This is a genomic window from Pseudonocardia halophobica (assembly GCF_027922425.1).
GTDB lineage: Bacteria > Actinomycetota > Actinomycetes > Mycobacteriales > Pseudonocardiaceae > Pseudonocardia > Pseudonocardia halophobica.
In genome coordinates this window covers 1-648 of the sequence record NZ_BSFQ01000224.1, presented here as the reverse complement: position 1 = coordinate 648, position 648 = coordinate 1, and the positions used below count along the sequence as shown (strand labels likewise).

1 protein-coding gene is annotated in these 648 nt (G+C 53.7%); it reads left to right on the top strand.

Features of this window, described 5'->3' with window-relative positions:
- Window positions 1–320 (top strand): VapC50 family PIN domain-containing toxin (locus PKE99_RS39250; protein ID WP_498371924.1); only part of this gene is annotated, 320 nt, incomplete at its 5' end.
- Window positions 321–648: the final 328 nt, after the last annotated feature.

Genomic DNA, 648 nt, shown 5'->3' with positions numbered 1-648 from the left:
CCCTTAGGTTACCGGACGCAGATGATCGGCACGTTCTGGCGGCCGCAATCGTTGGACGGTGGGACGCCATCGTAACCCAGAATTTGAAAGACTTCCCGCTGGGGGCACTTGCGCCCTTTGGCATCGAGACCCAGCATCCCGATGACTTTTTCCGGAACCAGCTGTCTCTCGCGCCAGGTTTGGTCTGCTCAGCGCTGCGCAAAGTTCGCGCGCGCCTCAAGAACCCGCCCAAGAGCGTTGACGAGTATCTGTCAATCCTGACCCAACAGGGTTTGGTCGCCACAGTAGCGGACCTTGAGCAGTTCGCCGATCTGCTTTGATTGTAGGGAGAAATAGGTGACCACCATACATCGTTTGAAGAAGGCTTTTGCTCACATAGCCGTCGCTCATAGATCGCGAAATTATGCCTTCCATTACGGCTCGTTCGAATACTGCGCTCTTGGCTGCAAGACCTGGGCATCCAAATTGCTACCTGAATTTGTGTCAGCTCGAAGCCGTCGCCATGCTATTGATTTCCGATTGCACCCCAACGACAGCGATGCGCAGATCGCAGAAAATCAGACCGAAGGACGTTGGCGCTTTAAATTCGCATTCAATCATTGGGATAGTCGTTGCAATGATAGGCATCCCAAATAGTGTGGTTCGGAG